Raw genomic sequence first — 24292 nt, 5'->3', positions numbered from 1 at the left:
CCCATAAAAAAAGCTTCCGGCACCGTCAATAATTGGTGTCGGAAGCTTTTTTATTAATTAGGTAACAAAATTTCTTCTGGGTTGTCTCCATCAATCCCCACTTTATATAGGTGATACTGTGGATCGCTTTTGCCGAATTTCTTATCTACCATAAAATAGACTGTTTTTGAATCGCTGCTGATGACTGGGCGATCTGTGTATTCTTGAAGATGGGTCAGCTGCTTTTCGGTCTTGGTTTTGAGGTCATAGCTATAAAGCTCATAAATATAGGTACTACCTGATTGCTCGTTGGAGATGGACTGGAAAATCATCGTTTTTTCATCCGGGGTAATTGTGAAATCAAAAATATCGACATCACGTTTAGAGTCTGTGACGGTTTCGATACCCGTTTGGTCAAATTTCACTTTGAAAATCCGTTGATGCGTTTCGAAAATCTCATCAGCCGTTTTAGCATCCGCATCATCATCGGTTTGATAATAAGCGGCTTTTCCATCAGTGTTGACATTTAGAGAACTAAGACCATATTTCTTAAAAGAGGTCAGTTGGGTGGACTCCTTTTTTTCTATATCAAATTCATAAATATCGAGATCGTGAGGGCGGGGACCCGTGATCGGCGAATAGTTTTTAAACGAACCGGCTCCAATATAAAAGAGAGAGCGGCCGCTTTTTGTGAAATCGAGTTCTGTGATCAGGAAGTCTGCTTTGAATAATTCACTGATTTTCTGTGATTTCATATCAAAAAGCTGAATGGAACTAGTTGAATCTTCTTCTTGGTTTTTTTTAGCTACAATAAATGCAAGCATATTTCCATCGTAGGAATAAGTCGGGTCGAGGATTTGTTCATCGTTGCTCAATTCAAGGACTTTTTTTTCAACGGATAATGTAGGATTATAGAGTTTTAATTGTGGTTTTCCCTTTAAGTGTGTGACGTATGCAATTGTACCTTGAGTGGATACGTCGTATTGATTGGTTAAGCCCTGCTGCTTTTCATTTTCTTCTTTTTTAAAGACCAAGCCGGCGATGACAAACAAGACAGTCACAATCGCAAGCGTGATCAGAATGAGATAGATGTGCTTCTTTTTCATTTGAAGGACTCCTTAACGGTAGAGTATCATCATCGTAAAAATAATTGCTAGAACAAGTAATACCTGTAGAACAGCACATATATTTGATGCCGTAGGATGCTTTTTTAACAGTTTAATCTGTAGGATATATAACGAAATCCATAAGACAGTCGGGATGAAAAATAATAGCATAAACGGCTGGACTTCACTTGAGAAGATTAAAAAAGCATATAAGAAAAATAAGGTAACTGACAAAATCAAGATGCCGAGTGTAATATTGGAAATGTGCAGAAGTTTTGCTTTTTTTAAATTCTTTCCACTATATCCTGGAAGAACCAAGGCTGTTTTGTAAATGAGGTAAAGGGATAGTAGGAGAATCGCTGCCATAATCAGGCTGAATAAAGGAAATAATGTAAAGTCAAGGGCGGACGCGATTCCCCATCCATATATATAGACAAGGGCATGGGTCACTAACACGATGTTGACCATGATTTTCCGGTTGATAGAGACTAGGAGGTTAAGTGTAAGTGAGAGTAAAGTTGCACTAGTCAGTATCGAAAAAAGAAGCCAGCCGATGTAAGCATCTCCTTCTTGGAATAGTTGCAACGCATACACCGAAAACGTAAAAAGAATTGAAACGATGGATAAAGTCAGCATAAGCTCTTTTCGGTATGGAAAAAGGGCCTGCTGAATTTGACTGCCGATTTCCCATTCGTCGCCAAAAAGGATTAATGCCATTTTCTCGGCTTCTTTTGGGGTCTTCCCCTGCTTTATTAAATCATCCCGGCTCAACTCCAGATGGAGAAGCAGTTCTTCAAACATATCTTCTTTTTCTTCCTTGGTACAATCGGTTTGGTTGACTATTTTTTTTACATACCTTTCAAATGTTGTTTTCATCAGAAATCCTCTGCGCTTTTCCGAACTAAATTTTCAAGGAAGGTAAAGCTGCTGCGTTTACGTTCAAGCTCGGTTTGGCCGCTGTCTGTGATACGATAATATTTCCTGCGCCCGGACTCGGACTCTTTCCAATACCCTTCTATAAATTCCTTTCTTTCTAAACGCTTAAGAGCCGGATATAGGGTGCCTTCACTGATTTCGTATTGCCCCTCGCTCATTTGCCTTAGAATCTTCGTCATTTCATAGCCATACAGCTCTTTTTGTGAAAGAAGTGAAAGCAGGAGGAGGTCAATACTTCCCTTCATCAATTCTTTATCCAAAAAATCACCTTCTTTTTTCATTTGCTTTAGTGTAATACGATGTACATCGTATTACAAGGTATATTTTACTTTTTTAAAAAAAAATGGTTAAATGACGATTGCTAAATAAAATCAATCATAGTAAAATGTGCTTCTGAACGGATGAGTTGTAAAGAGTGTGGTAAGGATACTATATACTTGATTTAACTGTTTTAATGAAAATACGGAATAGGATAGAAGAAATCCCACTCAAGGGGTATTAATTGATTTTTTTTTGAAAATCATTTAGATTCTATTTATCAACAAGAGCAGAAAGAAGGTCCTAGATAGATGAAAGTGAAAGCACCTGAGTCATTCACATACAGAGGTGGAAATAGAGCTGTTCTTTTACTTCACGGGTTTACCGGAAGTACAGGAGATATGAAAAAATTAGGGAAATACCTGAATGATCGCGACTATACCTGTCACGGGCCTCTTTATAGAGGGCACGGAGTATCGGCCGAGGAACTTGCTAAAACAGGTCCAAAGGAATGGTGGAAAGACGTAGTGGATGGTTATCAATTCCTTAAAGATGAAGGCTACGAGGAAATTGCTGTTGTAGGAATTTCTTTAGGAGGAGTGTTCTCATTAAAAGTAGGAATTGAACTTCCTGTGATAGGGGTGGTTTCAATGTGCGCTCCGACGCAAGGAAAAAGTATCGATCGACAAAAAAACCGCTTGCTCAATTATGCACAGGCTTATAAGAAGTTTGAAGGCAAAGATGCAGACCAAATTGCTGCCGAAGTGAAGCTGTTGGAAGAAGAGCCTATGACTTCACTGAAAGATGTGGTGAATATAATAAATGAGACTGGTGAAAATTTAGATTTAATCACATCACCAACTCTTGTTTTACAAGGGCGCTTGGATGATCCCGACTATACGAACAGTGCTACAGCGATTTTCAGTGAAGTCGATACGCAGCATAAACACTTGATATGGTACGAAAACTCTGGCCATATAATCACATTAGGCAAAGAACGTGAGCAGGTTTATGAAGATGTGTATAAGTTCTTAAATACACTACTTTGGTAGAAGCAGAGGGAAACTTTCTCTATGTATAAACAGGGGTAATCTTGTCCTAAGAAGGCCACCAATTTGGTGGCCTTTAACATATTCAGGGTATAAAACTACTCTCTCTTTAAGTAAAAGTAAATCGTATTAAATAGAGGCATAGCTAAGAGGACTTACTATATATGGTTTAGCTTCAAAATCTAGTTGTATAAAAAGATTTTCACTGTATCGTTATTATCAATGGTTGCTAATAAAATATCATATACGTCCTCACTGTATGCAGTTTTTATTCGGTTTTTAAGCCATTCTTCGTCTTTACCAATGCGGGTTAATTCACTAAAATCAATTTTTCCCTCTTTAATAATCGTTCTAGGAAAAGAAAAGGTTTTTGTTACTAGTTCTAAATCGGCAGGGGTTACGGCTTCATATTGAGGGTTTAAAAAAAATGAAATTGTACCATCTGGTTCCCATAATGCAAGAGCAACTTTTTGAATATCTTCAATTTTTTCTTTTCTTAATTCAGATAATAAAAAATCGATAGAGATTCTTGCTTTGGCTAAGCTTTTGTAAATAATTTGCCCATTTTCTATAAGGGGAAAGGGAGAGTTTTCAAAAAAACTTCGAAGTTTTCCCCACTTTAGGCTCAAAAAAACGCAAAAAATATATAAAAGTACTAATACGGCAGTCGTTATCAATGGTCCCTTTAAACCTAACTGTTCATCAGATAAAGGATGGGCAAGGATGTTTCCAATAATTAATGCTATTAAAAAATCAAGTAATCTTAACTGAGAAATAGCTCGTTGCCCCATTATTTTAGCTGCAAAAAGTAAAAAGAAGTAAGATACAATGGCCCTTAAGATCCACTGAATTATAGTAAGTGCTTCTTGGCCGTGAAAAAAGTCCATCCTAAACTCACATCCTTGTTTAATGGGGTTTAAGGTTTAGTATGGAGCTTTTGACCAATGATTATCACAAGAAAATAATATAGATGAAGTACAAATTAATTAGATTTTCAGATAAAAGATGGACTTCCATATGGAGTCCATCTTTTATTCGTTTTGAAATTATTATTCCTACAAACTAATCTTCCATTTGCGGCTGTAAATCTGTTTCGAAAGTATTATTCATTTGATGCTGTCTAATAAATTTTCTGACCTGTTCTTTTGTTATTCCGCTTTGTTTGGCTTCAATCATAAGTGCAATCCACATTCTTTCTAGCGGTTCCTGCTGCGATTGCTTTATAGAATTCATAATAATACTCCCTATCAACTATATTTTAAATTTCGCAGAGGAATAATAGTTAGAAACGTAAAAAGAATTATTAGGTCTTAACTAGCAATCCATCCAACAAAAGGTGTACAATTTCATTCGCTAATATTTCAGGTTGAATGTTTTCTTCAAAAATTTTGAGTTATGGTTAAACGTTCAATAATTCCGACCAGGCTTTCAGCTATAATCAACATGTTAGCATCTGGATGGAAATAGCCATTTTGTTGTTCATAAATCAGGTTTTCTTTTATTTGTGCCGCTAACTGCTTCTTTATTTCTTCAGCCTCTTGAGAGAGAAAAAAACCAATTCGAGTTAAACTTTGATTTTCAGCAAAGAAACGAAATATCGCGGCTAATCCTTGGGTGATTTTGAGGGGAATAGCGTTTAAATCAAGCCCAGTTTCAAGTCGGCTCTGTATAGTAAGATTAAATAATTCATATCGGAATTTCTTAACTAACTTCTTAAAAATGGCCTCTTTACTTTCAAAATACAGATAAAAAGTAGGCTGACTTAAATTTGCTCTATGAACGATTGTACTAACTTTTGTTTCAAAATAACCCTTCCGAGCAAACTCATCTGCCGCGATGAAGAGTAGTAAAGCTCGACTCTGTTCACCGTTGGCACCCTTTTTTCTACCTCTTTTAATCATAAATCGGTTACCCCAAAGTTTAATTTGTCATTATATTACTCTTAAGTATTATCTTATAGTGTTAAAGTTCCAGTCAATTAAAATAAACTGAATATTATAAAAAACAAAAAACAACTATAAAGTAAAGAAGATAACTCTAGGACAGTGTTGAGATTCTTTTAAAATCAGGAGGATAGAATCAAAAAAAGCCGTGCGGGATTTCTCCAGAAACGGCTTTTTGATATTACTTCGTTAAATAATTTTCTGTATAATACGGTTTTGCATTATCTTCAAAGGCGACGCCGACTCCGAGAGATTCAAAATCTTTTTGTAATTTATTTTCCCTGTGTCCGATGGAGTTCATTAACCCTTCATGAGCAAAGATACTGCTGTTCTGACCGGCTGCGAGGTTTTCCCCAGCCATTCGAAAAGTGATTTTGTCATCTTCCATTCGGTCAAAGGGGGATTCTCCTTCAAGGTTATTATGGTTGAAGTAATGATTCACTGCCATATCGGCACTGTGATCCTGAGCGGTCACTTTCACTTGTTTATCCCAAGAAAGGACCGAGAGATCATGGTTGACCCTTGATGCATTAGTCAGGTCAAATAGTTGATATTCAAAGCCGTTCTTTAACTCCGGACTGGCTTCTGCAAAATAGGCACTCTTTTGTTTTTCCAATTTTGCGTCGATAATTTGGATTGATGTAACTGTATTTTTCTCATGTTTGTCATAGAAGATAGTCACATAGCTTTTATCCATTTCAAACATATCGTATTCGCCATCGCTTCGAATCTGGTAATAGACGTTTCCTTTAAGGAGTTTTGTTACAGGATCTCCTAATTTTTCAGTCACTGCTTCTTTAGACGTGCCGCGTTTAATTCCTTGTTTTGAGGAGATTAAATCTTGGTTCGTATATAATCCAACAACTTTATCGTCAGTATCGTAGGCAACCATGAAGAAGTTTTGATAATTTTCGTGATAAGCGAACCAGTCTACGCCATATTCATTCCGGGTTTGCCGCTTTGCTTCACCAGCCAGTTTTTCAACAGCAGCCTTAGTGTCGCCAATTTCGATATTACGGACTGAAAAGGAGGCCTCAGCGGGTGCTTCCAATGTTGGTTTTTTCACTTGTTCCGTTTCAGGTTGTTCTTCTTTAGAAGCGTTATCCAACGTTTCTGTTAGCTCGTCTATCAGGTAGTTGACTCCGGTATTCAGCTTGTCCAGGGCAGTCGAAACCTCTGGTCCGTTTATAAGGGAGCGAACATCGGATACAAAGGATCTAACCCCGGCCTTAAACCCAGACTCCTGAATGTCTTTACCATATCCGTACCAAAATCCACCGAGTAGGAGTAAGAGAACAACAATATTAAACAGTTTCCGCAAATCGTTCACTCCTGCTCTATTTGAAATTCAGGAACTATTCTCCTGTTTATTGTTGGTTAAATAGATAAGCTTAAAAGGGGTGGTGAAACTAACAATAAGAGTGAACACAGGATCAGTACCTGTGAGACCTTTTTGGGCAGCTTTTCTCTCCCATTTCCAGTGTACCATCCACTGAACTGCAACTTGTTTCTATACCAAACAAATAATAAGATAAGTATCGCAATAGAACCTAGCCAGCCATACTGGTTCATGTTAACGCCTATGCTTGTATATATGGCGATTAGTACGGTGGAAATAATCGCTCCGCCTAATCCTAATATTAATAAAATACGTATCAACTCTAAAATGACCCTCATATTTCCTCCATAAGTTTATTTATGACTTTTAATTGATTTGGTTTTTAGACGATCATGCTATTATACCAAAAGAAAAAGAACTAATAAAAGCATGTTATGCAATCTCATGACCATGGAAAAATGGCAATCCAGTGTGTTGCAAAGTTTGTTTGATTCGATATGGGAATATGGAATAAGCTGATTCAATCTAGGGTGGCTTTATTTATTTGATTAAGAAGTGACTCATTTACTTGGCACTCATTTTTCCCTAACCAAAAACGAAATCCCCCTATAGTGGATTTCGTTTTTGGTGTTTTTAGATTCTAAATTAAGTACATTCACATTTAATTTAAGTGAATTACTTTAATCATTTAATATACTTTCCTCAAGAACGGCAAACTTATCCCCATATACTTTGGTTATATGATTTTCTCCCCACGTACATAGCGCGGTTAAAATACTTTCTAAACTCTGTCCATATTCACTAAGTTCATATTCAACTTTGGGCGGAACTTGGTTGTAAACGATCCGATTGATCACTCCGTCTTTTTCTAACTCACGTAATTGTTGGGTCAACATTTTTTGCGTAATGTTTGGCATAAGACGTTTTAATTCGCTTGTACGTTTTTTACCATGTGTTAGATGGCAAAGAATTACACATTTCCATTTTCCACCTAGTACCTCCAGTGTTGCTTCGACTGAAATATTGTACTTCTTTTTCTGCATAATTTTTTAACTCTCCTTACTTTATAGGCACTTAAAGGTGCCTATAACACTTTAAAGTACGTACTGTTTTTTATTTCTATTATAAATCATAATAACATTTGTCGACAGATTATCACTGTACATTTTATTGCTATAAGCAATTCCATGATAGAACAAATCAATTAGGAGGAGAAGATAATATGATTATAGATAAAAAAAGAAGTACGTTGGCATTGCTGGCTTTAGCAATCAGTGCCTTTGCAATTGGAACAACAGAGTTTATTAGTGTGGGACTGTTACCACTAATTTCAAAAGATCTACACATTACAGTGACAACTGCCGGATTAACAGTTTCCTTATATGCTTTAGGAGTAATGTTCGGAGCACCTATTCTGACATCTCTAACATCTAATATGTCTCGCAAATCTTTATTACTCTGGATTATGATTGTGTTTATTGCTGGAAATACGCTTGCGGCTAGTGCTACTGGCATCGGGGTATTACTGACAGCCCGTGTCATCTCTGCCTTAGCTCATGGTGTTTTCATGTCAATAGGTGCTACGATTGCAGCAGATTTAGTACCTGAAAATCGCAGAGCAAGTGCGATTGCCATTATGTTTACAGGGCTAACGGTAGCGACTGTGACAGGTGTTCCTTTTGGAACTTTTATAGGGCAACATTTTGGTTGGAGATTTGCCTTTATTATTATTGTGGCAATCGGCATAATTGCTTTCCTTGGGAACAGCATCCTTGTTCCGTCTGATTTACAAAAAGCTACTCGCACCACGTTCCGTGATCAAATCAAATTAGTAACAAATGGTCGCTTATTGCTTGTATTCATTATTACAGCATTAGGATATGGAGGTACATTCGTTGTCTTTACTTATTTATCTCCCTTACTACAGCAGGTGACAGGATTTAAAGAAGGAACAGTTGCCGTAATTTTGCTAGTATATGGAGTGGCCATTGCTATAGGGAACACAATTGGCGGAAAGCTAGCTAATCGCAATCCTATTAATGCCCTATTCTATATGTTTCTTATACAGGCTATTGTACTTGTGATTTTATCTTTCACGGCTCCGTTTAAGGTAGCTGGTTTAATTACTATTATTTTAATGGGGTTATTTGCCTTCATGAATGTGCCAGGACTTCAAGTCTATGTTGTGACGTTAGCTGAGCGTTTTGTCCCGAGTGCAGTTGACGTGGCGTCTGCTATCAATATTGCTGCCTTTAATGCAGGAATTGCTATTGGTGCCTACTTAGGTGGAATCATTACGGATTCTATCGGGCTCATCCATACAGCTTGGATAGGTGGAGTGATGGTGTTTGTAGCCGTAATATTAACAGGTTGGAGTCGCGCTCTAGAAAGTAAAGATAGAAAGTTGGAAGGAATGAAAGAAGGGAATAGTAAGAAAGGTGAAGCGTGTTAGGGTAAGAAACTTATTAATAATTTCCACGGTCAAATAATATGTCAAGGGATCATTGCATCCCTTCAGTGAATGCGGAAGATTCCTTGAAGGGATGTAATGATCCTTTAGGGCATTATATGATTTCAATTAATAGAAATTTGGAGGTAGATTGATTATGGTGAAAAATTTACAAGATACAACAACGTTGCACAACGGTGTTAAAATGCCTTGGTTCGGCTTGGGAGTATTTAAGGTAGAAGAAGGTCCTGAATTAGTAAATGCGGTCAAAGTGGCGATTAAACATGGCTATCGCAGCATTGATACGGCAGCAATTTACGAAAATGAAGAAGGAGTGGGGCAAGGAATCCGTGAGGGGCTAAAAGAAGCTGGAATCTCAAGAGAGGATTTATTTGTAACTTCAAAAGTTTGGAATGCAGATTTAGGATACGAATCCACAATCGCAGCATACGAAACAAGCTTAAAGAAACTGGGCTTAGAGTATTTAGATTTATATCTTATACATTGGCCTGTCGAAGGAAAATATAAAGAAGCTTGGAAAGCATTAGAGACTCTTTATAAAGAAGGAAAAGTAAAAGCAATCGGAGTAAGTAATTTCCAGATTCATCATCTTAAAGACGTAATAAAGGACGCAGAAGTGAAGCCTATGGTCAATCAAGTCGAATGTCATCCACGCTTGACTCAAAAAGAAGTACAAGCATTTTGTAAGGAACAAGGCATTCAACTAGAAGCTTGGTCTCCATTAATGCAAGGTGAATTACTGGATAATGAGGTATTACAAGAAATTGCGACTAAGTATGGCAAATCTGTTGCACAAGTCATTTTACGTTGGGATTTACAAAATGGGATTGTAACGATTCCAAAATCAACAAAAGAACACCGTATAGTAGAAAACTCATCAGTATTTGATTTCGAATTGACTGAAGAAGATATGAATCGAATCAGCGAATTGAATCAGAATCATCGGGTTGGTCCAGATCCTGACAATTTCGACTTTTAATTAATGTAGGGAGATAGACGAGAGTGTGCGTCTATCTCCTTTTCAATAACTGTTATCATTCTTCTCATAACCTTATTTAGGAAGTCGGACATAGGAAATAAGCCCGCATTCTGATGAATGGGGCGCAAAATTTTATGTAACCTATACAGCGTTATCAAGATGAGTCATTCATTCTCCTGAAGACTGTTCTTTACATTAATAAAGAATTTCAGTGCAGTGTCGATATCACTGGTCTTTAATGATTTTTCAAGTGTTTCATTAACCGTTGCTAGTATTTCTTGAAGTCGTAGCTCTCCCCGGTCTGTTATGGTTGCACATACACCACGGCGATCATCTTCATATCCAAGCCTTTGAATGACACCACAACTTTTATTTTCCATTCTTACAGAAAGTCTGGACATTGCACTTTGGCTTAAGCCTACTAACTGCTGCAATTCTAATAGCCTCAGTTTTTTTGCCGGTGTTTTCGATAAAAATAATAGAACATAAAACTCATTTAAAGTCGTTTGGTGTCTTGCTTGCAATATTCGATCTAGCTCATTTGAGAGCTCGGCATGAATACGTGTAAAGGATAGCCATGTATTTAAAAGGTTTTGTTCACTGGACAATTATTTTCGCCTACCTCTGCTTACTTATTTTAAATATAACATAAATAAAAATAAATGTACCAACAGAGGATAACGTTTACAACATCAGAATTAGGTGTTCAAGAGAATCTGATTAATTGACACAAAGTTATCAAGATGATATAAATGCATGTGCATGCATTAAAAAATAATCAGTAAGGGAGATATAAAAAATATGACTCATTTATTTTCACCTTATCGTATAAAAGAGCTTGAACTTAAAAATAGGGTTGTTATGCCACCAATGTGCCAATACTCTGTCGAAGCTGAGGATGGTATCCCTACAAATTGGCATCTTCATCATTATGTAAGCAGAGCAGTTGGCGGAGCTGGATTAATTATAGTGGAAATGACCGATGTAGAGCCGGACGGACGTATTTCGAATGGTGATCTTGGATTGTGGTCTGACGATCAAGTTGAAGCTTTCGCCAAAATTGTTAAAGAAGTTCATCAATACGGTGCAAAAATCGGTATCCAAATTGCTCATGCAGGGCGTAAAGCGCAGGATGCAGAAACGCCGGTAGCACCATCAGCCATCGCGTTTGACGAAACGTTTAAGACACCAAGAGCTTTGGAGACGGAAGAAGTTAGGGAAATGGTCGAAAAATTCCGTAACTCAGTTAGAAGAGCCGTTCAAGCAGGCTTTGACGTTATTGAATTGCATGGGGCACACGGATATTTAATTCACCAATTCACATCGCCACTTACGAATAAACGTGAAGATGAATACGGAAAAGACTTAACTAAATTTGGAGTAGAAGTAATTAAAGCAGTGAAAAGCGAAATGCCAGCTGATATGCCTTTAATTATGCGTATTTCTGCAAAAGAATACGTGGAAGGCGGATACGGTCTGGAAGAAAGTATTGAGTTTTCCAAAGTCTTTAAAGAAGCCGGTGTGGATATGTTCCATGTCAGCTCTGGCGGAGAAGGCCCGATTGGAGCAGACGGAAGACCGGGCACGCATGCTAGCTATCAAACGCCATTGGCTAGGGAAATTAAAAAAGCTTTGGATATTCCAGTGATTGCTGTAGGTAGATTAGATGATCCAATTCTTGCAAACTCAATCATTGGAAATGAAGAAGCAGACTTGGTGGCCGTAGGAAGAGGGATGTTGCGAAACCCTTACTGGTCTCTAGAAGCATCTAAAACTTTGAATAAACAAGTTGAGATTCCTAAACAATATGAGTTAGGTTTCAGACATTAAGAATGATTCATTAGTTCAAAATAAAACGCTAGCGAAAATGATATTCGCTGGCGTTTTATTTTTTTAATTAGCTGCCTTGTTAGGGGGCTTTTATCAGAATGGTTTATAGACATAATAAAAAGATGAGTGTTTTTTAAAATAGGGTTCAGTTCCTCACCATCTAAATGGATGGAGGACTGGACTTTTTTCATGTAGTATAAATATGGGAACATATTACAAATACGGCTGAACTTCCGAGGGTATATACCATACTATTAGACATGTACTTCGCGAAAGGACTTTAGTTAATGGAAGGAGGAGTAACATGGGGGAAAATAAAAAACAATTTCTAGGATTAGCATGTTTTTTAACATTTCTAATGATAATGTGCATGCTTTTTATTAATTCTTATTATAGTCATCGAGGTATAATGGATGCCAGTAATAAATGTTTTGATCATAATGGAATGCCTATGGTAGAAAAAAGTGAAAATGCATTTTCAATTAGCTGGTCGGTTGTATGTGAACCTTAAATGCCCATAATCCATAAAGTAATGTTTGGCTGGAATATTTGTTATAATAAATAAGAAAAATTAAACAATAATTTGAGGTGCTAAGTATGGAAGAAATCAAAATCGTTACAACAGAAGAAGTGGAAGCTAAGCTTGAGGCAGGCGAAGCTATGGAGCTTGTTGATGTACGTGAAGACGAAGAAGTGCAAGAAGGCATGATTGAAGGCGCTAAACATATTCGTATGAATGATATCCCAGCCAACCTTGACTATTTTGATAAAGAAAAAGAATATATTTTTATCTGCCGTTCAGGACGCCGCAGTGAAAATGTGTGCCATTATCTTCAGGAACAAGGCTATAAAGTGGCAAACATGGTTGGCGGAATGCTTGAATGGGACGGCGAAGTTATCGTTAAGTAATGGGTTTTTTCAAAAAAACTTGTTACTTTTGTAAGCGGAAATCTAAGAACGTAACGATTTATTACAATAAAGAAAGAAAAAAGATTACTGTTTGTTCACAATGCCGGGAATATGCGGAAAGACGCGCATATTTAAAGGCATGACGCAGGAGCCCTTTCACCATGAAAGGGCTCTTTTGTCTTTAGTCAATCCTATATCTATAGAACTTTTTATCATGGTTATAACTGGGGAATTCTTCGGCAAATCCTTAACGCAGATACTCTTAAGCCCATGCTTTTTCATAAAAATAGCGTAGTGGTTCCAGATAGATTTTTTTCTCTCACCCAACTCATGGCTGTTTCAAATAGAAGATTTGCGGCTTTATAGGTGAAGCAGCGGAAAACGGATATTTGGCTGAGTTTGAAAGAGGAAAATGGTGATTATATGTTAAAATTAGGATGTTGAAATCTGAAAATATAGATAAAGGAGCGTCCGCTGAATGAATGTTTATAAAATAGCGGTCATTGCGGGAGATGGAATTGGTCCCGAAGTGATCAATGAAGGCGTGAAAGTACTAAACAAGGTGGCTGAAATAGCTGGGGATTTTTCGTTCGAGTTTACATATTTTCCTTGGGGCTGCGAATATTATCTCGAGCATGGGAAGATGCTGCCCTACGATGGTATGGAGCAGTTGAAGAAGTTTGAAGCCGTGTATCTTGGGGCTGTCGGTTATCCTGGCGTTCCGGACCATATATCACTAAGGGAACTTCTGCTGAAAATCAGAAAGCAATTCGATCAATATGTGAATGTTCGTCCTGTTAAATTGCTTCAGGGAGCACCTTGTCCGTTAAAAGACGTGACGCGTGATCAAATCGATATGGTAGTCATCCGTGAGAACAGCGAAGGCGAATATGCAGGTGCTGGTGATTGGTTATTCAAAGGGAAGCCAGAAGAAGTCGTGCTGCAGACGGGGGTTTTTTCGCGAAAAGGAACGGAGAGGATCATCCGCTATGCGTATGAACTGGCGCGCAAAACAGGAAGAACACTAACTAGTATAAGTAAGGCTAACGCATTGAATTATTCAATGGTTTTTTGGGATCAGGTTTTTGAAGAAGTCGGACAGGAATATCCTGATGTAGAAACACACTCCTATTTGGTAGATGCGGCAAGCATGTTTTTTGTCAAACAGCCGGAACGGTTTCAAATCGTTGTCACATCCAATTTGTTTGGTGATATCATCACCGATTTAGGTGCAGCCATTGCAGGTGGGATGGGTCTGGCGGCCGGTGCTAATTTAAATCCGGAACGAGTCTATCCTTCGATGTTTGAGCCGATTCATGGTTCAGCGCCGGATATTGCTCATCAAGGCATTGCCAATCCACTTGCTGCTCTTTGGTCAGCGAGTCAGATTCTTGATTTCTTTGGGCATGAAAATTGGGGCGCAAAAGTATTAGATGTGATCGAACAGGTAATGGTTGATAAAAAGACCTTGACTCCTGATATGAGCGGGGTATCTTCTACAGAAGAAGTCGGCAATGAAGTAGTGGCTTTATTATCCGCTTTGAAAACCAGTCAGGTATAAATTTAAGGAAAAATGGGAATCCTGCTCAATAACTATCATTATAGTAAAAAGGGCAGGGGAGAGCCGATGATTCAAGTGAAATTATTTGATTATGAGCATGAACAGGACTTAGAAGATGAAATGAATGTCTTCCTTGAAGACATCCGTGATAATCAAATTGTCGATATCAAATACAATGTCGCCACTACAGGTGAAGAGGAAGAGAAACAGATTTACTGCTTTAGCGCGATGATTATTTATAAGAAAAGATAAAGGCTGAACTGCCCTATCATTTTAAGTCATATATATAAAACCATTATAGACTACCCTTTGCTTTTAACCGAGCGGACTGAGGTAGTCTAATTTTGTAGCTCTACAACCTTCAAAACCGAAAGCGATCTTGTAAGGATTCGCAAAAGACAAACTCCTAAGGTCCTAAAATAATTTTTAAGGAGTCACAGTCTTTAATCAATGAAAAATGGACATGTCGTCTAAGCTAAGGGTAAATCCTAGATTTATAGAGAGCCGTTAGGATGATGTCACTTCCCCGCCATTGACATGAAGTGTTTGTCCGGTAACAAAACGTGAATCATCGGAAGCGAGATAGACAAAGGTAGGGGCTAGTTCAAAGGGCTGGCCTTGGCGTTCCATTGGATTGTCAACTTGGGTAACTTCGTCTGCGGAGAAACTAGAGGGGATGAGGGGCGTCCATACCCGTCCAGGAGCAACAGCGTTTACCCGGATGCCTTTATCTACTAGACTGTTTGCCAGTGCACGAGTAAAACCAATGTTAGCCCCTTTAGTTGCTGTGTAATCAATCAATTGTTTATGCCCTTTAAAGGTCACAACGGAAGATGTATTAATGATAGAACTTCCTGCTTTTAAGTACGGAAGGGCTGCTCGAGTTGTGTAAAAGTGTGAATAGATGTTTACTTTAAAGGTATTATCGAACTGTTCATCCGTGATATCTAGCAAGCTTAATTGCTGAAATTGAATACCGACGTGGTTACAAAGAATATCTAGCTTTCCAAATGTTTCGATGGTTTCTTCCACGATATTGATACATTGCTGTTTTTCTCTTAAGTCACCAGGCAATAATAAGCAATGTTGTCCAAGCTCTTCAATTCTCGATTTTGTTCGATTGGCATCCTCATGTTCATCCAAATAAGCAATAGAAACATCTGCGCCTTCTTTTGCAAAAGCAATCGCTACTGCTGCACCAATCCCGCTGTCACCTCCTGTTATAAGTGCCACCTTTCCTGTTAATTTCCCGCTGCCGCAGTAATTAAGGTTTTCAATGATTGGTTGGGGCACCATTAGTTTTTCTACACCGGGTTGGCGATATTGGCGCTGTTCCGGAACCGTGATAGGAATGTCTTGGTAACGTGTGATCTTTCCATAGTTGGGATGTATGGGATAGTCTTGATCGGATGACTTCTTTTGATTGTCTTGTGACATGAGGAATCCTCCTAAAAAAGAATATAGTCGGTTTACCTTATGTCAAATAGGCTATTGCCGTGCATGATAAAATCGAATAAACCAGCTTAAGTACGTGCTCATTGCTGTGCAATTTGAATATGCTGAAGGGTAGAAAAAAAGACTTTGGAGGCCTCATTATGCAATATTATTTTAGCGAAGAAGTGAAGTTGCTCTTGGTCGGACAGTCGGATGAAAAAGTAGAGTTGTTATACGATTCTAATTCCTACACTTTTGAAATGCCCCTCATAGGACCTAGACCGCCTTATTATTGTAATCCACGTTATGTACCCTATTATCCTGTGATTTAAATTGTGATTATAGTGCACAGCCTAAATAAATTAGTAGTTTAAAGAGAGACGCTTAACATCGGAATTTGTACATTAAGCGATATATCATACTGAATTAGGCTACCTTTGCTTCGTAAACAAGCGGACAGAGGTAGTTCGCTATAATATTATATTGCAAATATTCACACTAGCTTCTACATAAATTTTGTATATTATTTAGTGAAAACAGATTATAGTATTCAATGAATTTTACAAACAAGCGAATAATAGGTAAAGTTAGACATAATACACTGTGGTGACTGATGTATTAAAAGGGGAGATCCATTTTGGATAACAATATGAAACAACTGATTAAAGATATACAGCAATCGAACGGGGCCCATATATTATACTGTTTTAATGAACTGGAAACCTACATGGAGAATGAGGCTATGTTCATTATTTCCGGTGTTGAGCAGGGGGATCATATCTTGGTCGTCGAAAATGATCGAATCTTTCCTTTCGTATATAAGAAATTGCAACTTCATTTAAATGAGGAGCAGTTGGCGAAAGTGCATCATATTAATAATTTTGATTTTTACTGTTTTCATGGCGATTTCCATCCTTCAACGATGGTTAATTATTTCTTGGAAAATATCGATACATATTCTGAAAGGAATATGTTCGTCAGAACCTGGGGCCATGTTGAATGGGGAAATGACGACCAAGCTATGGATGCAATAGGTGAATATGAAAAAGGTATTGATAAATTGATTACTGAACGAGGTTTGATTTCTGTATGTGCTTATGATGATTACAGAGTGCCTGCCGCGCTTAAATCAAACTTGATTAAATATCATAGAGTTCTCATAACCGATGAAAAAATTACGATTTTGGCTAACTGAAATTACTAATAAGGAGAGAGGGATTTGGAGAGTTTTACTGAACGAGTGATTACGATTATTCAACATATTCCCGCCGGAAAAGTGATGACATATGGGCAGATTGGACAGCTGGCTGGAAGTCCGCGCGGTGCAAGACAGGTTGTTAGGATTCTTCATTCTAGCAGCGAAAAATATAACCTTCCTTGGCATAGGGTGATTAATGCCAAAGGTGAGATTGGTATAAAAGCAGAAGGCGCCGCGTCCCACCAGAAATGGATGCTAGAAAGCGAAGGAGTCACATTCACAGATCGGGACACAATTGATTTAGAAGTATATCGCTATCATCCTGAGAGTTTTTAATGGTGGATTGAATGCTCTCATAATCCGGTTTGTGGTCGGAATAAATCAGCGAAGGTCGAATTACTCGACGTGAAGGACGAAATAAATCAGCGAAGGTCGAAATACTCGATGTGAAGGACGAAATAAATCAGCGAAGGTCGAATTACTCGATGTGAAGGACGAAATAATTCCGCGAAGGTCGAATTACTCGATGTGAAGGACGAATTAATTCCACGAAGGTCGAATTACTCGACATGAAGGACGAATTTCCTCAAAAAAGAAGAGGCTGATCCCAACGGATCGGCCTCTTCTTAAATTATGAACGAGCATATACGGCAGCATTCATGCCGGCTAGTCTTCCGGTTACTAATGCTGATGTGATGTTATAGCCGCCTGTGTATCCGTGTATATCCAAAATTTCACCGCAGAAATATAGTCCGTCCATTAGTTTGGAGGCCATTTCCTTTGGATGGATTTCTTTTACGGATACGCCGCCGCCTGTGACGAAGGCTTTTTCAAGCGGCTGGGTGCCATGTACTCCAAATTGGAAGTCCTTACATAGTTCGGCGAAGCGGCGAATTTTTTCATTGGATATCGTCGCTCCCTGTTCCTGAAGGTCGATGCCGCTCCGCTCAAGTAAGAAGTGTAGATAGCGTTCCGGAACCAGGCCTTTTAATGTATTCTTTATGGCCTTTTTCGGCTCAGCTTTGATTTCTTTCATGATGTCCTGGAAGACTTCTTCCTTGTTTCGATCCGGAAGGGCATCGAGTTTCATTGTAACTTCGGATAGATTCCATTTTTTCATCGCTTTCACGACAAATTGACTGCACCTTAGAACCGCTGGACCAGAGACACCAAAATGGGTGAATAGCATATCCATCTTGTGTGTAATCAGAGCCTTGCCTTTTGGGTTCAGCACACTCAATGAAACATCCCGAAGTGCGAGCCCTTGAAGCGTTCGATCTTTTATGAATGTTTCATGGCTAAGTACAGGTACCTCAGTCGGGAAGAGGTCGGTTATCGTATGGCCCGCCTTTTTTGCCCAAGCGTAGCCGTCGCCAGTTGAGCCGGTGTGAGGGACTGATTTTCCACCGACTGCAATCACGACCGCACTTGTGTCAAATGTCTGTCCATCTTTTAACCGAACTCCGCTTGTTTTTCCATTTTCATAGAGAACCTCAGCAACTGGAGAGTTCTTGTAAATGGTTACCTTCAAATTCGAAAGGCGTGTCAAAAGTGCATCTACGACACTTTGCGCCTTATCGTTGACCGGGAACATCCGGCCATGATCCTCTTCTTTTAGAGCCACACCTAATTTTTCAAAGAACTGAATAATGTCTTCGTTATTAAATTCTGAGAAAGCACTGTATAAAAATCGCCCGTTTCCAGGGATATGCTGAATGATTTCATCTATCGAGAGCCTGTTCGTCACGTTGCAGCGTCCGCCGCCAGAGATCGCAAGTTTCCTTCCAAGCTTCTCGCCTTTATCCACTAACAATACATGTGACCCTTTTTCTCCGGCTGCAATTGCTGCCATCAATCCGGAAGGACCGCCGCCAATTACCACTACATCATATTTCAAATTGATCACCACTTTATCATTTTCAGTCCCTTCATTATATAGCAAGAGCCCGTCAGATTGCGAATGTAGAAAAAAAGGAATTATTTGTTTGTGTATTATCTTCGAAAACGATAAACTTGAGTGTAGTTTTCTATAGAAAAAATACTTTAATATGATAAGATAAAGAGCGTGTGAAACGTAACTGACAGAGGCAGGAAGGGATTAGATGTCATCTAAGTTTTTAAAAGGGGCTTTTATATTAACGCTGGGAGCGATTATTTCCAAGATACTTGGTTTATTTTACGTCATCCCATTTGAACATATGGTTGGGAATAAAGGGGCTACCCTCTATCAATATGGGTACGTTCCATATACCATTTTCATTAGCTTTGCAACGGCAGGCATGCCGCTTGCTGTTTCTAAATTCATTTCGAAGTATAATGCGCTCGAGGAGTACGCCGTCGGTGAGAAGTTATTTAAATCGAGCCTGAAATTAATGGTTGTCACCGGTTTTCTCGCTTTTTTGATTCTCTATACGATGGCCCCGCTGTTTACTGGAGTCTTTGGGGTCAGGCAGGAAGATGTCAGGGATGTCACGGAGATCATACGGGCAGTCAGCTTCGCCTTGATTTTTGTACCGTTTATGAGCATCATCCGCGGCTTTTTTCAAGGTCATGAAGCGATGGAACCAACGGCCATATCTCAGGTTATCGAACAAATTGTCCGCATCGTGTTCCTTTTGGCTGGTGTGTATGTTGTTTTGAATGTCCTGGATGGAGAGTTAGTGAGAGCCATCCAAGTAGCTACGTTCGCGGCGACGGTAGGGGCTGTCGGCGGTTTAGTGGTGTTATTTTGGTATTGGAAAAAACAAAAACCCCATTTGGACAGCTTGATGAAGAAAGACCGGGGGACGATGGAAATTTCCCTGAAGGAGATCTATAAAGAAATATTTCTTTCGTCGATTCCTTTCATATTTGTCGGAATCGCGATGCCATTGTTTCAGTTTGCAGACTTGTTGTCTTTTAATAAAGCGATGGCATCCATCGGATTACAGCATGTCGCAGAAGATGCTCTTGGAGTTTTGAATGTATATGCCCAAAAGCTTGTCTTGATTCCGATGACGCTTGCAACCGGGTTTTCCATGGCGCTTCTTCCCTCGGTGACGAAGGCATATGTAAGTGAGGATTCGGAAGAGTTAAACCGCCAGTTGAACCAAGCCTTCCAAATTTTGTTGTTCATTACGATTCCAGCGGTCGTTGGCATGTCGGTGCTAGCCGATCCAATCTATAGTGCCTTTTACAGCCATGATCCACTTGGAATCAGTGTCCTGAAGGCATATGCGCCCGTTTCCATCTTATTTGCGCTTTTTTCCGTTTCGGCGGCCATTTTACAAGGCATCAATCAGCAAAAATATACGGTGCTCAGCCTGCTTGTTGGCTTTTTAATCAAATTGAGTTTGAATATCCCGATGATCAAGTTGTTTGAAACGGAAGGATCCGTTTATGCCACGGCATTCGGCTACTTGGCTGCTGTGTTGCTGAATTTGTATGTCATTACCTACTTTACTGGATATCGTTACGGCCTTACTATCAGAAGGACTGTGCTGATCACAGTGTTTTCAACGATAATGGGACTGGCTGCATGGGGCATGTTCAGTTTATTATCGCTGTGGCTTACAACGGAAGGGCGATTCCAGGCGATTTTGATTTGTGCGGTTAGTGCGATTTTTGGAGCCCTCATTTATGCGGCGCTTTCCTTGAAAAGCAAGCTAGCACATCGCTTATTCGGTAGTCGGATCGATAGGTTAAAGCAGAAATTGGGATTATAAGATAGAAGTTTATGGTGGAAAATAAAGGGTATTATGAATGGTGTAATCCCCTGATTAAAATATATTGGCCTTGCCTGTCATAAAAGTGGGCAAGGCTTTTTACTGAATAGGCTTTAGGAGGAAATAATGAGAATTGATAAGATATTATCCAATATTGGTTACGGAAGCAGAAAAGAAGTAAAAAAACTCTTGAAATCTGGAGCAGTTAAGGTCAATGAACGACTACTGAAGGATCCGAAGGAACAAGTGGATCCTGATACAGAAATCGTAACGGTTCATGGTGAACGGGTTGAATATAGAGAATTTATATATTTAATGATGAATAAGCCGCCAGGTGTGTTATCGGCTACTGAAGACAAACACCAGGAGACGGTCATTGACATCTTAGAGCCAGAGGATTCGGTATTCGAACCATTCCCAGTCGGGCGTTTGGATAAAGATACAGAAGGCCTATTGCTGATCACGAATGACGGAAAGCTTGCCCACCAACTACTTTCCCCGAAAAAACACGTCCCTAAAACGTATTTTGCTGTCATTGACGGCGAAGTAACGGAGCGAGACATTGCTGCATTCCGCAACGGCGTGACCCTAGATGATGGGTACGAAACAAAACCAGGTGAATTAAATATTTTAAAATCAGGGCTTACATCGGATATTGAGCTAACGATTATGGAAGGGAAGTTTCATCAAGTGAAACGGATGTTTGAGTCCGTAGGGAAACGGGTCGTGTATCTAAAGCGTCTCTCGATGGGAAGCCTGCAGCTTGATGAAGAACTTGAACTTGGCGAATACAGGGAGTTAACAGCAGAAGAGCTCGAACAACTGAAAGCTGGCCAGCCGACTGAATAATAAATAAGCAAGAAAAAATGAGGCGGACAATTATGTCCGCCTCAAACTTATTTTACATATCGATTTTCGTTCGGGTGGTCGTTCTTTTTAAGATGACATCTTTACCTTTTTACTTGTTGTCGTCCAAAGGCCACGGCTTGGGCTTTGAACAAGGTCATTGTATGCTAAGACATTTAAATCGCGCTGCACAGTTCGAGGAGTGATGCCAAATTCTTCTACAAGCTCTTGAGTAGAAACCGTACCGTTATTACTAATGAACATATAAACGGATTTAATACGGGTTAACATGCGATTTGTTGAAGGTTTCAAAAAATCACTCCTTATTCTTTTCATTGTTATTCTGAACAAATGAAAACAACCGATATGTCGGACAGCATTTCAGCTGTCACTATGTACTTGCTATACCCACCCTATAACTCCTCGGAAACATTTAGAAAAAACAAGATGTCATTAGCTATATTTTACCCCTTTACAAAACTAAATTCTATAAAAAAGTGACAATTGACTAAATATTACATTTATTATATCAAATTTTAACAAAAATATTACAGTAAATAATAATAGAGGTAATTATTTATTTCATACTCATATTTTTACATTAAACAAAACAAAATATGCATTCAGCTGATTTTTACTAAATTAATGAGCATAAAGCATGGTCAGCCAAGATATTTTTTACATACAAAGTCAAATCATTTAATCGATCTTAAAAAACCTTGCTCAGCTATAACCGTTGAGAGCCTTGACTAAGGGGAGTATACATGTTACTTTACATATAGAATTTAAATCGTAATTATTACGCTTTGTGTTTGAGGATAGGATTTGCTTGATGGGTAACGTTTACGATGTCATAATGAGGTGTTGAGCAGTATAGCTTTTTCATACATAATCTCAAGGAGTTTAAATATAATCAAATTCGAGGTAGAGTCATATGAACGAAAGATTAATGGAGTTTTTATTGCGTGACGAGGTGACCAAACTTTCTGGCGTGAAAAAACAAGTGTATGAATTCATCGTGAATGAAGAAGATTATCTCGCTTCAAAAGCGGACACGGTCGATCACTTTATGAGATTACTGGTAAAGCATTCCCCACCCCGGCTCGCTGCTCGTCATTTTAATATGCCGTATGGTGAAATCATTCGTTTCATGCATGAAATTGAAGAAGAACTGAATGAAAGATTAGAGGAAAGATGTAAAAAGGTGAAGTGGATGGACTATACGGAAAAGAGTCAACAAACGTTTGAGGAAAATCATAGGAAGTTATTTCTATTTGTTAATTAAATCTGATTGAGCGAATGCCCTTGGTAACAAGGGCATTTGCATTTTTTGGATAAAAATGAATGAATAACCCAAAAAATAGATGGCTGCCATTAGCCGGAACTTTCAAACGCAATCTATAGCTATATTCAGTAACGAAAGTTAAATCCATACGTCTAATTGAATGGAGGTGTATGATGAAGAAAAACATAGTGGTTTTCATGTTAATGGTATGCATTTTTTATTTGTCTGGTTGTTTTAATACAGAAATCAAAACCGTGACATCTAAAATTCCAGATGCAGAAGAAGTTTTAAAACTCGATAAAAATGCAGACATTCTCCAATGGGAAAAAATAATTTATAAAACGGATATTGAATGGGTGAATGAGCTTAAACTGACTAAGAACGAATCTGTTGGAGAAATTACAGAGGTATTCTCAAATGGTTTCAGTAAATCGTTAAAAGATGGTATGGCCAATCAATTACCCATAGGAGCAAAAATATACTCAACAAAAGAGCGGGATGACGTGCTAATCGTTGAATATAACGGGAAAGTAAAGTATTACTTAGCTCTTACCGAAGGTTAGCACACCGATTTAGGGATCCCCTTAGTCGTCTTCTTTAGTGGATGTGCAAACACAGATGATAAGTCCAATGCGGATCAAGAAAAAGCAATATCAGAACAAACAGATGTTAATAAAACAGAAAATTCCGATATAAGTACTACACCACATCTCCCTTATACACACAGATATTAAAGAGGGAGTAAATGCAGGAGTTTGGTCAGTTGGAGTCATTATTGGGAGCTCTGAGATGGGATTAAGTTTAGATGAGTTTACTAGTCTATCAGAATTTGATAAAGAAAATGTAATCTCTAAAACTGCAAACTCCTTTATGCAAAATGGGGCTGATTTTACGATTAAAACGATGAGTGAACTTCCCGATATTATCGAAAGAATTAATAGTCTTATTTCAGATGGTAAGAGACCTCGTACAAACTAAACATTAATTACAGTAAAAAAAGTGAAGCATATACTCTATTCTTGATGGGAATGAGATATGGCTGCACTTTTTTTGCTTTCTCTTCCTCTGGTGACAACAAAAGGTTGCTTTCTCTTAATTTTATCATAATAAGAGAAAGAGTAATTAAGCGCCAAGAAATCCTTTTCTACCACTGGATTTCCTCCAGAGAAGTTGTAGAGAACCGTAGTGCTCACCAACGTCAAAAACGGATTGGTTGGGAAGAACCGTGAGTGTAACAACAATCTCATTGATTGTTTCATATCCGCAATCACGAGAGCGTCTTTTTTATCACTTTTGGACTGAGTGTTATCTCGATTCTCTTTATTTCTTTTTACAAGGTGAGGATTGACTTACGACATCAGTCTTTTCGTTAGATAACCATTTCGATAGATTAATCCATCTGACCTGTAGGTCTCATAACGACAATAGTTGTGTCTAAGCCGTTTTACATCTTTCTTATAAACATC

At 38.6% G+C, this 24292-nt stretch carries 29 protein-coding genes and 1 pseudogene; 15 read left to right on the top strand and 15 right to left on the bottom strand.

Translation table 11 applies throughout. The annotated features are described in order from the left end of the window. Positions 1–53: 53 nt before the first annotated feature. Genes NST21_RS21715 through NST21_RS21705 form a run of 3 tightly spaced genes read right to left on the bottom strand, consistent with a single transcriptional unit; the run spans position 54 to position 2281 of the window. On the bottom strand, positions 54–1085 hold the full coding sequence (locus NST21_RS21715; protein WP_340891154.1) for a TolB family protein: 1032 nt from the start codon (positions 1083–1085) through the stop codon (positions 54–56). Between the two features lie 12 nt (positions 1086–1097). Then, complete coding sequence (locus NST21_RS21710; RefSeq protein WP_340891152.1) at positions 1098–1961, bottom strand: permease prefix domain 1-containing protein; 864 nt, start codon at positions 1959–1961, stop codon at positions 1098–1100. Beyond that, complete coding sequence (locus tag NST21_RS21705) at positions 1961–2281, bottom strand: PadR family transcriptional regulator (RefSeq protein ID WP_053347404.1); 321 nt, start codon at positions 2279–2281, stop codon at positions 1961–1963. Before NST21_RS21705 ends, NST21_RS21710 begins: the two co-directional genes overlap by 1 nt. 309 nt (positions 2282–2590) lie before the next feature. On the opposite strand from NST21_RS21705, the gene NST21_RS21700 reads away from it, so the two are divergent. Then, complete coding sequence (locus NST21_RS21700; RefSeq protein ID WP_340450576.1) at positions 2591–3331, top strand: alpha/beta hydrolase; 741 nt, start codon at positions 2591–2593, stop codon at positions 3329–3331. 179 nt (positions 3332–3510) lie between these two features. Here the strand turns inward: NST21_RS21700 and NST21_RS21695 are convergent, their stop codons facing one another. The 6 genes from NST21_RS21695 to NST21_RS21670 form a co-directional block, all read right to left on the bottom strand. Continuing rightward, positions 3511–4215 (bottom strand): DUF421 domain-containing protein, encoded by a 705-nt coding sequence (locus NST21_RS21695; RefSeq protein WP_340891150.1) that lies wholly within the window; start codon positions 4213–4215, stop codon positions 3511–3513. A gap of 175 nt (positions 4216–4390) precedes the next feature. Beyond that, positions 4391–4561, bottom strand: coding sequence for an anti-repressor SinI family protein (locus NST21_RS21690; RefSeq protein WP_340891148.1), 171 nt, complete (start codon positions 4559–4561; stop codon positions 4391–4393). A 146-nt stretch (positions 4562–4707) separates the two neighbouring features. After that, positions 4708–5229, bottom strand: a complete 522-nt coding sequence (locus NST21_RS21685; RefSeq protein WP_340891147.1) for a TetR/AcrR family transcriptional regulator — start codon at positions 5227–5229, stop codon at positions 4708–4710. A gap of 223 nt (positions 5230–5452) precedes the next feature. After that, entirely contained in the window at positions 5453–6601 is a 1149-nt protein-coding gene (locus NST21_RS21680) for a CAP domain-containing protein (RefSeq protein ID WP_340891146.1), read from the bottom strand. A gap of 47 nt (positions 6602–6648) precedes the next feature. After that, the gene (locus tag NST21_RS21675; RefSeq protein ID WP_340891143.1) at positions 6649–6948 is read right to left on the bottom strand and encodes a hypothetical protein; all 300 of its coding nucleotides are present in this window, start codon (positions 6946–6948) and stop codon (positions 6649–6651) included. Between the two features lie 342 nt (positions 6949–7290). Then, positions 7291–7653, bottom strand: a complete 363-nt coding sequence (locus NST21_RS21670) for a winged helix-turn-helix transcriptional regulator (protein WP_053347398.1) — start codon at positions 7651–7653, stop codon at positions 7291–7293. A gap of 179 nt (positions 7654–7832) precedes the next feature. Between NST21_RS21670 and NST21_RS21665 the strand changes: the two genes are divergently transcribed. After that, positions 7833–9062 (top strand): MFS transporter, encoded by a 1230-nt coding sequence (locus tag NST21_RS21665; protein WP_056521712.1) that lies wholly within the window; start codon positions 7833–7835, stop codon positions 9060–9062. A 154-nt stretch (positions 9063–9216) separates the two neighbouring features. Next, complete coding sequence (locus tag NST21_RS21660; RefSeq protein ID WP_053347396.1) at positions 9217–10059, top strand: aldo/keto reductase; 843 nt, start codon at positions 9217–9219, stop codon at positions 10057–10059. A gap of 164 nt (positions 10060–10223) precedes the next feature. Here the strand turns inward: NST21_RS21660 and NST21_RS21655 are convergent, their stop codons facing one another. Further along, positions 10224–10667 carry a hypothetical protein gene (locus NST21_RS21655; protein ID WP_082527442.1) on the bottom strand — a complete coding sequence of 148 codons (444 nt, stop codon included), beginning with the start codon at positions 10665–10667 and terminating at the stop codon, positions 10224–10226. A 193-nt stretch (positions 10668–10860) separates the two neighbouring features. On the opposite strand from NST21_RS21655, the gene NST21_RS21650 reads away from it, so the two are divergent. The 5 genes from NST21_RS21650 to NST21_RS21630 all read left to right on the top strand — a co-directional run bounded on the left by NST21_RS21650 (position 10861) and on the right by NST21_RS21630 (position 14611). Continuing rightward, complete coding sequence (locus tag NST21_RS21650) at positions 10861–11889, top strand: NADH:flavin oxidoreductase/NADH oxidase (protein WP_340891139.1); 1029 nt, start codon at positions 10861–10863, stop codon at positions 11887–11889. Between the two features lie 304 nt (positions 11890–12193). Further along, positions 12194–12400, top strand: a complete 207-nt coding sequence (locus tag NST21_RS21645) for a hypothetical protein (protein ID WP_056521723.1) — start codon at positions 12194–12196, stop codon at positions 12398–12400. Between the two features lie 86 nt (positions 12401–12486). Continuing rightward, on the top strand, positions 12487–12798 hold the full coding sequence (locus NST21_RS21640) for a rhodanese-like domain-containing protein (protein ID WP_056521725.1): 312 nt from the start codon (positions 12487–12489) through the stop codon (positions 12796–12798). Positions 12799–13276: 478 nt separating this feature from the next. Beyond that, the gene (locus NST21_RS21635) at positions 13277–14359 is read left to right on the top strand and encodes a tartrate dehydrogenase (RefSeq protein ID WP_340891137.1); all 1083 of its coding nucleotides are present in this window, start codon (positions 13277–13279) and stop codon (positions 14357–14359) included. Between the two features lie 66 nt (positions 14360–14425). Continuing rightward, positions 14426–14611 (top strand): sporulation protein Cse60, encoded by a 186-nt coding sequence (locus tag NST21_RS21630; RefSeq protein ID WP_053347393.1) that lies wholly within the window; start codon positions 14426–14428, stop codon positions 14609–14611. A gap of 255 nt (positions 14612–14866) precedes the next feature. Here NST21_RS21630 and NST21_RS21625 read toward each other — a convergent pair whose 3' ends face one another. Further along, complete coding sequence (locus tag NST21_RS21625; RefSeq protein ID WP_340891133.1) at positions 14867–15796, bottom strand: SDR family oxidoreductase; 930 nt, start codon at positions 15794–15796, stop codon at positions 14867–14869. Positions 15797–16430: 634 nt separating this feature from the next. Between NST21_RS21625 and NST21_RS21620 the strand changes: the two genes are divergently transcribed. Together NST21_RS21620 and NST21_RS21615 are read left to right on the top strand one after the other, a co-directional pair. Continuing rightward, positions 16431–16988 carry an MEDS domain-containing protein gene (locus NST21_RS21620; protein WP_057214732.1) on the top strand — a complete coding sequence of 186 codons (558 nt, stop codon included), beginning with the start codon at positions 16431–16433 and terminating at the stop codon, positions 16986–16988. A 24-nt stretch (positions 16989–17012) separates the two neighbouring features. Next, entirely contained in the window at positions 17013–17327 is a 315-nt protein-coding gene (locus NST21_RS21615) for an MGMT family protein (RefSeq protein ID WP_082612644.1), read from the top strand. Positions 17328–17622: 295 nt separating this feature from the next. Here the strand turns inward: NST21_RS21615 and NST21_RS21610 are convergent, their stop codons facing one another. Further along, positions 17623–18888, bottom strand: a complete 1266-nt coding sequence (locus tag NST21_RS21610) for a BaiN/RdsA family NAD(P)/FAD-dependent oxidoreductase (RefSeq protein WP_340891129.1) — start codon at positions 18886–18888, stop codon at positions 17623–17625. Positions 18889–19093: 205 nt separating this feature from the next. On the opposite strand from NST21_RS21610, the gene NST21_RS21605 reads away from it, so the two are divergent. Both NST21_RS21605 and NST21_RS21600 read left to right on the top strand, forming a co-directional pair. After that, the gene (locus NST21_RS21605; RefSeq protein ID WP_057214738.1) at positions 19094–20695 is read left to right on the top strand and encodes a putative polysaccharide biosynthesis protein; all 1602 of its coding nucleotides are present in this window, start codon (positions 19094–19096) and stop codon (positions 20693–20695) included. A 126-nt stretch (positions 20696–20821) separates the two neighbouring features. Further along, complete coding sequence (locus tag NST21_RS21600; RefSeq protein WP_057214741.1) at positions 20822–21544, top strand: pseudouridine synthase; 723 nt, start codon at positions 20822–20824, stop codon at positions 21542–21544. Positions 21545–21631: 87 nt separating this feature from the next. Here the strand turns inward: NST21_RS21600 and NST21_RS21595 are convergent, their stop codons facing one another. Then, positions 21632–21853: a DeoR family transcriptional regulator gene (locus tag NST21_RS21595; protein ID WP_034309346.1), complete on the bottom strand. Its 222-nt coding sequence runs from the start codon at positions 21851–21853 to the stop codon at positions 21632–21634. Positions 21854–22475: 622 nt separating this feature from the next. Here NST21_RS21595 and NST21_RS21590 point away from each other — a divergent pair. The 3 genes from NST21_RS21590 to NST21_RS21580 all read left to right on the top strand — a co-directional run bounded on the left by NST21_RS21590 (position 22476) and on the right by NST21_RS21580 (position 23804). Beyond that, complete coding sequence (locus tag NST21_RS21590; protein WP_056521741.1) at positions 22476–22826, top strand: hypothetical protein; 351 nt, start codon at positions 22476–22478, stop codon at positions 22824–22826. Positions 22827–22999: 173 nt separating this feature from the next. Beyond that, entirely contained in the window at positions 23000–23389 is a 390-nt protein-coding gene (locus NST21_RS21585; protein WP_340891121.1) for a hypothetical protein, read from the top strand. A 226-nt stretch (positions 23390–23615) separates the two neighbouring features. Continuing rightward, a complete protein-coding gene (locus tag NST21_RS21580; RefSeq protein WP_053347386.1) occupies positions 23616–23804 on the top strand; it encodes a hypothetical protein in 189 nt (62 codons plus the stop codon). Positions 23805–23839: 35 nt separating this feature from the next. Here NST21_RS21580 and NST21_RS21575 read toward each other — a convergent pair whose 3' ends face one another. Both NST21_RS21575 and NST21_RS28950 read right to left on the bottom strand, forming a co-directional pair. Further along, the gene (locus NST21_RS21575) at positions 23840–23977 is read right to left on the bottom strand and encodes a hypothetical protein (protein WP_340891119.1); all 138 of its coding nucleotides are present in this window, start codon (positions 23975–23977) and stop codon (positions 23840–23842) included. Between the two features lie 105 nt (positions 23978–24082). Next, positions 24083–24264, bottom strand: a pseudogene (locus NST21_RS28950) (IS110 family transposase); the annotation flags it as partial. Between the last annotated feature and the right edge of the window lie 28 nt (positions 24265–24292).

The sequence above is a fragment of the Peribacillus sp. FSL K6-1552 genome (genome assembly GCF_038005205.1).
In the GTDB taxonomy this organism is placed as follows: Bacteria; Bacillota; Bacilli; order Bacillales; family DSM-1321; genus Peribacillus; species Peribacillus butanolivorans.
This window is presented reverse-complemented; position numbering and strand designations above follow the sequence as displayed.

Coding starts and splice junctions, on each gene's coding strand:
- NST21_RS21630 (WP_053347393.1), top strand. CDS start 14,426: ATGATTCAAGTGAAATTATTTGATTATGAGCATGAACAGGACTTAGAA.
- NST21_RS21640 (WP_056521725.1), top strand. CDS start 12,487: ATGGAAGAAATCAAAATCGTTACAACAGAAGAAGTGGAAGCTAAGCTT.
- NST21_RS21580 (WP_053347386.1), top strand. CDS start 23,616: ATGGGATTAAGTTTAGATGAGTTTACTAGTCTATCAGAATTTGATAAA.
- NST21_RS21660 (WP_053347396.1), top strand. CDS start 9,217: ATGGTGAAAAATTTACAAGATACAACAACGTTGCACAACGGTGTTAAA.
- NST21_RS21700 (WP_340450576.1), top strand. CDS start 2,591: ATGAAAGTGAAAGCACCTGAGTCATTCACATACAGAGGTGGAAATAGA.
- NST21_RS21670 (WP_053347398.1), bottom strand. CDS start 7,653: ATGCAGAAAAAGAAGTACAATATTTCAGTCGAAGCAACACTGGAGGTA.
- NST21_RS21585 (WP_340891121.1), top strand. CDS start 23,000: ATGAAGAAAAACATAGTGGTTTTCATGTTAATGGTATGCATTTTTTAT.
- NST21_RS21605 (WP_057214738.1), top strand. CDS start 19,094: ATGTCATCTAAGTTTTTAAAAGGGGCTTTTATATTAACGCTGGGAGCG.
- NST21_RS21625 (WP_340891133.1), bottom strand. CDS start 15,796: ATGTCACAAGACAATCAAAAGAAGTCATCCGATCAAGACTATCCCATA.
- NST21_RS21685 (WP_340891147.1), bottom strand. CDS start 5,229: ATGATTAAAAGAGGTAGAAAAAAGGGTGCCAACGGTGAACAGAGTCGA.
- NST21_RS21635 (WP_340891137.1), top strand. CDS start 13,277: ATGAATGTTTATAAAATAGCGGTCATTGCGGGAGATGGAATTGGTCCC.
- NST21_RS21645 (WP_056521723.1), top strand. CDS start 12,194: ATGGGGGAAAATAAAAAACAATTTCTAGGATTAGCATGTTTTTTAACA.
- NST21_RS21695 (WP_340891150.1), bottom strand. CDS start 4,215: ATGGACTTTTTTCACGGCCAAGAAGCACTTACTATAATTCAGTGGATC.
- NST21_RS21590 (WP_056521741.1), top strand. CDS start 22,476: ATGAACGAAAGATTAATGGAGTTTTTATTGCGTGACGAGGTGACCAAA.
- NST21_RS21675 (WP_340891143.1), bottom strand. CDS start 6,948: ATGAGGGTCATTTTAGAGTTGATACGTATTTTATTAATATTAGGATTA.
- NST21_RS21665 (WP_056521712.1), top strand. CDS start 7,833: ATGATTATAGATAAAAAAAGAAGTACGTTGGCATTGCTGGCTTTAGCA.
- NST21_RS21690 (WP_340891148.1), bottom strand. CDS start 4,561: ATGAATTCTATAAAGCAATCGCAGCAGGAACCGCTAGAAAGAATGTGG.
- NST21_RS21650 (WP_340891139.1), top strand. CDS start 10,861: ATGACTCATTTATTTTCACCTTATCGTATAAAAGAGCTTGAACTTAAA.
- NST21_RS21600 (WP_057214741.1), top strand. CDS start 20,822: ATGAGAATTGATAAGATATTATCCAATATTGGTTACGGAAGCAGAAAA.
- NST21_RS21715 (WP_340891154.1), bottom strand. CDS start 1,085: ATGAAAAAGAAGCACATCTATCTCATTCTGATCACGCTTGCGATTGTG.
- NST21_RS21710 (WP_340891152.1), bottom strand. CDS start 1,961: ATGAAAACAACATTTGAAAGGTATGTAAAAAAAATAGTCAACCAAACC.